This is a genomic window from Streptomyces sp. ICN903, from assembly GCF_022015835.1.
Lineage (GTDB): Bacteria > Actinomycetota > Actinomycetes > Streptomycetales > Streptomycetaceae > Streptomyces > Streptomyces fenghuangensis.
Window position 1 is genome coordinate 1 of the sequence record NZ_JAKMAY010000123.1, and the last position, 6,671, is coordinate 6,671.

Annotated in this window: 5 protein-coding genes and 1 pseudogene; 3 read left to right on the forward strand and 3 right to left on the reverse strand. The window is 73.0% G+C overall.

Annotation, left to right across the window (positions count from 1 at the left end; genetic code table 11):
• A pseudogene (locus L7D48_RS14640) lies at nt 1-698 on the forward strand (hypothetical protein); the annotation flags it as partial.
• A gap of 183 nt (nt 699-881) precedes the next feature.
• Here the strand turns inward: L7D48_RS14640 and L7D48_RS14645 are convergent.
• Both L7D48_RS14645 and L7D48_RS14650 read right to left on the reverse strand, forming a co-directional pair.
• Nucleotides 882-2,048: an amidase family protein gene (locus tag L7D48_RS14645; RefSeq protein WP_237879874.1), complete on the reverse strand. Its 1,167-nt coding sequence runs from the start codon at nt 2,046-2,048 to the stop codon at nt 882-884.
• 308 nt (nt 2,049-2,356) lie between these two features.
• Nucleotides 2,357-2,995, reverse strand: a complete 639-nt coding sequence (locus L7D48_RS14650; RefSeq protein ID WP_237879875.1) for an HD domain-containing protein — start codon at nt 2,993-2,995, stop codon at nt 2,357-2,359.
• Between the two features lie 325 nt (nt 2,996-3,320).
• Between L7D48_RS14650 and L7D48_RS14655 the strand changes: the two genes are divergently transcribed.
• Complete coding sequence (locus tag L7D48_RS14655; protein ID WP_237879876.1) at nt 3,321-4,028, forward strand: restriction endonuclease; 708 nt, start codon at nt 3,321-3,323, stop codon at nt 4,026-4,028.
• 25 nt (nt 4,029-4,053) lie between these two features.
• Here L7D48_RS14655 and L7D48_RS14660 read toward each other — a convergent pair whose 3' ends face one another.
• Nucleotides 4,054-5,700, reverse strand: a complete 1,647-nt coding sequence (locus L7D48_RS14660) for a lectin (RefSeq protein WP_237879877.1) — start codon at nt 5,698-5,700, stop codon at nt 4,054-4,056.
• 333 nt (nt 5,701-6,033) lie between these two features.
• Here L7D48_RS14660 and L7D48_RS14665 point away from each other — a divergent pair.
• Nucleotides 6,034-6,671, forward strand: a 638-nt coding sequence (locus L7D48_RS14665) for a transposase (RefSeq protein WP_237879878.1), incomplete at its 3' end; no start/stop codon positions are given.

The following is a 6,671-nucleotide window of genomic DNA, read 5'->3' on the forward strand; positions in this document are numbered from 1 at the left end:
CCGGGCCCACCGCGTCCCCCGGGGCGAACGCCCCCGGAGACCCGGGCCGGAACGGTACGGCGGAACGAGGCTGGTTCCGGGCCCATCGGAAGGAGTGGATCGGGTTCGCCGGAATGGTCGTGGCGGCGGCCATCGGAGCCGCGGTGACCTACGCCGTCGCGCCCGACGACAAGGGCGGCGGGGAGGGCGGAGGCAGCGCGGCGTCCGAGCAGACGCCCGGAGGGGTCTCCTCCTCCCTCCCGAAGACCGGGGACACGCCCGGCGCTCCCGCCACCGGGGCAGGTCCGGTCGCGAGCGCGACGGCACGGGCGAATCCGTCCAGGGGTGTTCCTCCGATCCGGTGGCAGGGCCCCCTGGTCCTCGAGGGGTACGGCAAGGACCTGGACGCGGAGCAGCCCGCCGACAACTCGGGGAAGAACGACCTCAACACCCAGGGAGCCGCCCTGGACTACGACCTGGTGACGTTCGGAGACGCCATCGTCTCGCTGTGGACCGGCGGAGAGCCGCCGGACTACGACGACTGCGCGGCCACGGTGGGCGCGGCCGGACGGCACTCCCAGCCTCTGGAGGAGGACTCCGTGTTCTGCTTCCGGACCGACGAAGGCCGCGTCGGACGGGCCGAGGTCGTCGACATGCCGGAGGACGAACTGGCGCCGGTCGTCGCGTTCGACGCCGTCGTCTGGGATTCCCCGAGCTGACCCGCCCCGGCTCCGGCACGTCCGGCCGGACGTGCCGGGGTGAACCGGCTCCGGGGTCGACTGAGCCGTAGACGGCGCCGGGATCGACCACGGTCCGGCCGTGACGGCCCGAAGGGCGTTGACGCGGCTCCCGTACTCACGGCGGAACCGTGCCGGGACGGGACGGGGCGGGGGCCTTGGTCGTCAGGAACCGGTGGCGGGCGCGGAGCCGGCGGTGCGATCGGCGAGCAGGGCGGTCAGGGCGCGATCGCTCCCGGCGGCCGCGACGAGACTGAGCCCGACGGGGCCGGCCGGGCCCCGCACCCCGGGCAGGGTCAGCACCGGCAGGCCCGCCACGCTCGCGGCGCAGACCATCCGCACGGTCGCGGTGCGCAGCGCCATACCGGTGACGGCCGGGCCGGGCGGGGGAGCCGCCGTCGGGGCCGCCGGCTGCACGAGTGCGGTCCCGGGCGGGATCAGCTCGGCGAGCGCGCTCCGCGCCCTGCCCACGGTGTCCCGGGCCCACGCGAGGTACTCGGCCGGCATGCCCTCGCCCGCGGCGACGGCGTCCGCGACGAGGGGCGAGACGGCCTCGCGGTGCGCCCGCAGCCAGTCGCCGTGCAGCCGCCACATCTCCACGGCCTGGAGGACACCCAGAGCCTCCGCCCACTCCTCGAGATGCGCGGCGCAGGTGTCGCTCCCCGGCAGCAACGGGACGGCCAGCGCCTCCGCCCACGCGTGGGCCGCGTCCTGCAGCGGCCCACGCAGTGCCGGGTCCACCAGGTCGAACAGGTCCGTGGCCAGGAGCAGCCTCTCGACCGGTCGACCGGTGCGCCGTGGAAGGAGCACGTCGGACACCCGGCCGAGCAGTCGCGGTGTCCGGGTCATCCAGCTCACGGTGTCGAACGAGGGCGCGAGAGGGATCTGGCCGGTGCTCGGGACCAGACCGTGCGTCGGCCGCAGGCTGTACAGCCCGCAGTAGGAGGTCGGCACCCGCACCGAGCCCGCCGTGTCCGTGCCCAGACCGATGTCGGCCAGCCCCAGGGCGACGGCGCCGGCCGGGCCGCTCGACGAACCCCCGGGAACCCGGCCGGGCGCCGCGGGATTCGGCGGCATCCCGTAGTGCGCGTTGACCCCGGACAGGCCGTAGGCCAGCTCGTCGGTCCGTGCGATGCCGGCGACGTCCGCCCCCGCCCGGAGCAGGACCCGGACGGCGGAGGCGTGGGCGGACTCGACCGGCGCCTCGCGCAGCCACGCCGGATTCCCCGCCCCGATCGCATGGCCGGCGACGGCGAAGACGTCCTTCACCGCGACCCGGGAGCCGGACAGCACACCTTCCCCGGGTGCCGCGACCAGCGGATCACCGGCCACACGCCAGACCGATGAGGCGGCCTCCCCCGGAGGCGGGAGGCCATCGCGGGGGGCGCCCGTCGTTCCACCGCCGCAGTGGCGGGGCGGGACCAGGGGCGGTACGTCGGCAACGGCGGGACTCGGCCGCTGGGCGGGCATGGGGAACCTCGGGCGTGATCGGAAGGCGGGTGCGTGCGACCCCGCTCGCGGGGTGAACCGGCCGGAACGGGGCCGGACGACGAAGCCGGGGGGACGGTGACGGGCCGCCGCGCTCGCGGCGGCGGCCCGTCGTCGTCGCGTCGTCGCGTCGTCGGTCGAGGAGGCGGAGACTATTCGGGCCAGGGGGAGTCCTTGATGACCTCGACGAAGTCGCCGCGGACGAATCCGGGCACGTAGTGGGCGAGCACATCGGCCTTGACGTTGCCGAACGTCGTCTCGGGACGGTCCTTGATCCCCTCGGTGAACGCGGCCAGGATCCGGTTCTTGAAGTCCGGGCGGGGGTGGGCCTCCACCACGGCCGCACGCTCCTCGTCGGAGACCGCGCGGTAGCCGATGCCCAGCACGTCCAGCTCCACCCCCCGGGTGACCAGGGCGATCTCGGGGGCCATGTGCAGCGGGATCTCCGGCGTGGTGTGCAGGGCGATCGCCGTCCAGACCCGGTCGGCCTCCTCGCCGGTGATGCCGTGGGCGTGCAGGAACCGCCGCGCCTCGTCGGCACCGTCGATCTCGAAACGCCGGTCGGTGCGGCGGAACCGCTCGGTCAGCCCCAGGTCGTGGAACATCGCCCCGACGTACAGCAGTTCCGGATCGAACCGCAGCCCCTGTTCGCGCCCGCGCAGTGATCCCCAGAGGAACACGCGCCGGGAGTGGTCGAACAGCAGCGGCGAGGCCGCCTCACGGACCAGTTCGGTCGCCTCCCGCGCCATGGCGCTGTCCGGGATGCGTACGCCCGCGATCGTCTCGCCCATGATCCCTCTCCACTCCTCGTCCCGGCGGTCCGGCCTCCCTCCCAGGGTCGCAGGGCGCCCACCGCGGCGCCACGGCCCGCTGGGCCGAGCGGGTCCGTCCCGACCGTGCCCGGCGACTCCTCCTCGACAAACGCGGCGTCACCGCGTCCGCCCGGACGCCGCACGGTTTCCGGTACCTGGTTTCCGGCCATGGCCGAAGGGCGCCCTACCGCCCCCGCCCCCCGCTGCCCAGACTGCTGCGCGGATCCGGGGAGAGGGGGCCGGGATGGCTACTCGTCGTAGAGGCAGCGGAGGCAGCGGAGGCCGTATGGGGCGCGGGGGCCGTATGGGGCGCGGAGGCCGCGGACGCGGCTCGGCGGCGCGGCGCAGGCGCGAGGCCCGGCAGAGGGCGGCGGTCGTCGGCGGCGTGGCGGTGCTGCTCCTGCTCACCGCCTCCTGGTCGGCCGTCTGGCCGTACCTCCTGGGGGCCGCGATCGCCGCGGGTCTCGGCGGCCTGGTGTGGTGGCTGTGGCGCACCGACCGGATCGTCCGGGGCGGGGACCGGCAGTGGCGGCAGGCGGACGCGGTGGCGGCCGGACGCCGCACGCTGGCCGAGGTGGACGCGATGTCCGGCACCGAGTTCGAGGAGCTGGTGGCCGCGCTGTGCCGCCGCGACGGCTGCACGGAAGTGCGGCGGGTGGGCGGCTCCCACGACAACGGCGCGGACGTGGTCGGGCGGCTGCCGGACGGCCGCACGATGGTCGTCCAGTGCAAGCGGTACGCGCCGCACCGCACCATCGCCAGCCGCGAGATGCGCGACCTGATGGGAGCGAAGGTGCACTTCGGGGCCGACGTGGCCGTCTTCGTGACGACCTCGCGCTTCAGCGCTCCGTCCCAGGCGCTGGCGGTGGAGCACGGCATCCTGGCCGTGCACCGCGACCACCTGGGCCTGTGGAACAACGGCACCTCCCTGCCCGCCCTGGCCGGCGTCAACGGCGCCGGCCAGGGCGACCGGGAACACCGCGCGCGCTGGAGGAACACCTACGGCACGTAGCGCGTGCGAGGGGCCCGGCGGCGGGTTACGGGAGCGTGGTCCACTTCTGGTTGTTCTGGCCGTTGCAGGTCCACAGGATGATCGGGGTCCCGTTGGCGGTTCCCGCCTGTTCGGCGTCCAGGCACAGTCCGGCGTGGACGTTGCGGATCGACCCGTCGGCCCGCATGGTCCACTTCTGGTTGTCCTGGCCGTTGCAGGGCCAGACGATGACCGGCGTGCCGTTGGAGGTGCCCCGGTCGGAGGCGTCCAGGCACTTGTCGCCGTAGACGCGGATCTCGCCTCCGGCCCAGGTGGTCCACAGCTGGTTGGCGGCGGTGTGGCAGTCCCAGATCAGCGTCGCCGTCCCGGCCGCGGTGGAAGCGCCTTCCACGTCGAGGCAGCGGCCGGATCCGGTACCGCGCAGGCGTGCGGTGGTGGAGTCCAGCGGGCTGCCGCCGGTCATCCTGAACACGGCGACTCCGTGCGCGGGGACGCTGGCCGAGATCCGGCCGGATGTGCTCGACGTGGTGCCGGTCCACAGGTCGGTGAGGGTGAACGACCCTCCGGACAGGCCGACTTGTGCGGCCGTGGTGGTGATGGTCGTGGTGCTGCCGCCGCGGTTGAGCAGGCCGACCGCGACGGAGCCGTCGGACAGGGGCTTGGCGAACACCTCGGTGGCGCCGTCGTCGCGGACTCGGCGTCCGCCCGCGCCCAGCGGGTCCTGGTTCACCGCGAGCAGGCGCGGGTTGCGCAGGATGGCGCTCACGTCGGCGGACATGGTGCGGATGTCGTTGCCGGCCATGAGCGGGGCACTCATGAGTGCCCACAGGGCGAAGTGGGAACGGGACTCGGTCAGGGACAGGCCGGGGCGGCCGACGACCAGCATGTCGGGGTCGTTCCAGTGACCCGGGCCCGACTGCGCGGCGAGCGGGGCGGTGACGTCGAGGACGTTGCCGACGCCCATCGGGTAGCTGTTGGTGTTGCCGTTCTGCCAGATGTCGAGCAGGTCCTCGGTCGTCCGCCACAGGTCGGCGACCTCGCCCCAGTCGTACTTGTCGCCGGTGGGGGCGTGGAAGCTGTTGGGGTTGATGCCGTAGACGATCGGGCGGCCGGTGGCGCGCAGGGCGTCACGCATGATGGTGAACCGCGCGATCTGCTCGCTGAGGGTGCCACTGCCGGAGCACCAGTCGTACTTGAGGTAGTCCACGCCCCAGGAGGCGAACGTGGCGGCGTCCTGGGCCTCGTGGCCCCTGCTGCCCGTGGAACCGGGATAGGTGCCCACGCCCTGGGCGCACGTCTTCTCGTTGGGGGCCTGGTAGATGCCGAACTTCAGGCCCTTGCCGTGGATGTAGTCCCCGAGCGCCTTCATCCCGCTGGGGAACTTGGCCGGGTTGGCCCGCAGGTTGCCGGCCCTGTCACGCTGCGGGTCGAACCAGCAGTCGTCGACCACCACGTACTCGTAGCCGGCGTCGCGCATGCCCGAGGACACCATCGCGTCGGCGGCCTCGCGGACCTGTGTCTCGGTGATCCCGCATCCGAAGCTGTTCCAGCTGTTCCAGCCCAGCGGCGGAGTGAGCGCCGGACTGCCCGGTGCGGCCTCGGCGGTCGTGCCGGCGGAGGCGGTGACGCAGGCGGTGACCGTCAGTACGGCGGCCGCGAGGAGGCGCGGCAGTCGACTGCGTAAGGGAACCATGGGGGATTCCTTCCTGGGAGTCTGAGCGGAAGCCACTCGTCGGCGGGTCCGACGGGCATGGTCGCGGGCCCGTGATCAAATGCGGGTCGGCGCCGCGGGGCGAGGAGGCCTGGCCGGTACGGCCACGCTCGTGATCGCCACCCGTGACCACGTCTGTGCATGGGGACCTCGTCATCGGGGCTCTCCTTCGTGGATACCCCGTCCTTTAGGGCGGGGAGGAAACGAAGCTCCTGCGGAGCAGGGCAGGGAACGCCGGTTCGCCGCCAGGGCGGACCGGCGTCCACCCGCAACTGCCCACACTCCGTCACAAACTGATGGGGTAGTATGTGAACTGTGAAGACCACCCACGTGAAGCGGGCTTTCAAGTACCGCTTCTATCCGACCGATGCGCAGGCAGCTGAGCTGTCGCGCACGTTCGGCTGCGTGCGGAAGGTCTACAACCTCGCCCTGGCCGCGCGCACCGAAGCGTGGACGCGGCAGGAGCGGGTGAACTACAACCAGACGTCGGCGATGCTGACGGCCTGGAAGAAGACCGAGGGACTCGCCTACCTCAACGAGGTGTCCTCCGTCCCGCTCCAGCAGGCACTGCGGCACCTTCAGACGGCGTTCACGAACTTCTTCGGCAAGCGGGCGAAGTACCCGCGCTTCAAGTCGCGGAAGAAGTCCCGCAAGTCCGCGGAGTACACCACCAGCGCGTTCCGGTTCCGCGACGGCAGCCTCACCCTGGCGAAGATGGCGGAGCCGCTCGACATCGTGTGGTCCCGTCCCCTCCCGGAGGGTGCGTCGCCGTCCACGGTGACCGTGTCCCAGGACGCGGCCGGACGCTGGTTCGTGTCCCTGCTGTGCGAGGACCCGTCCGTCAAGCCGCTCCCCGCCACCAGCGCGGCCGTCGGCATCGACGTCGGGCTCGACCACCTGCTGACCCTCTCGACCGGGGAGAAGATCGCCAACCCCCGCCACGAGCGGCGCGA

Excerpts from the sequence above, each read along its gene's own strand:
- L7D48_RS14650 (WP_237879875.1), bottom strand. The coding sequence starts at position 2,995 with ATGGGCGAGACGATCGCGGGCGTACGCATCCCGGACAGCGCCATGGCG.
- L7D48_RS14655 (WP_237879876.1), top strand. The coding sequence starts at position 3,321 with ATGGGGCGCGGAGGCCGCGGACGCGGCTCGGCGGCGCGGCGCAGGCGC.
- L7D48_RS14660 (WP_237879877.1), bottom strand. The coding sequence starts at position 5,700 with ATGGTTCCCTTACGCAGTCGACTGCCGCGCCTCCTCGCGGCCGCCGTA.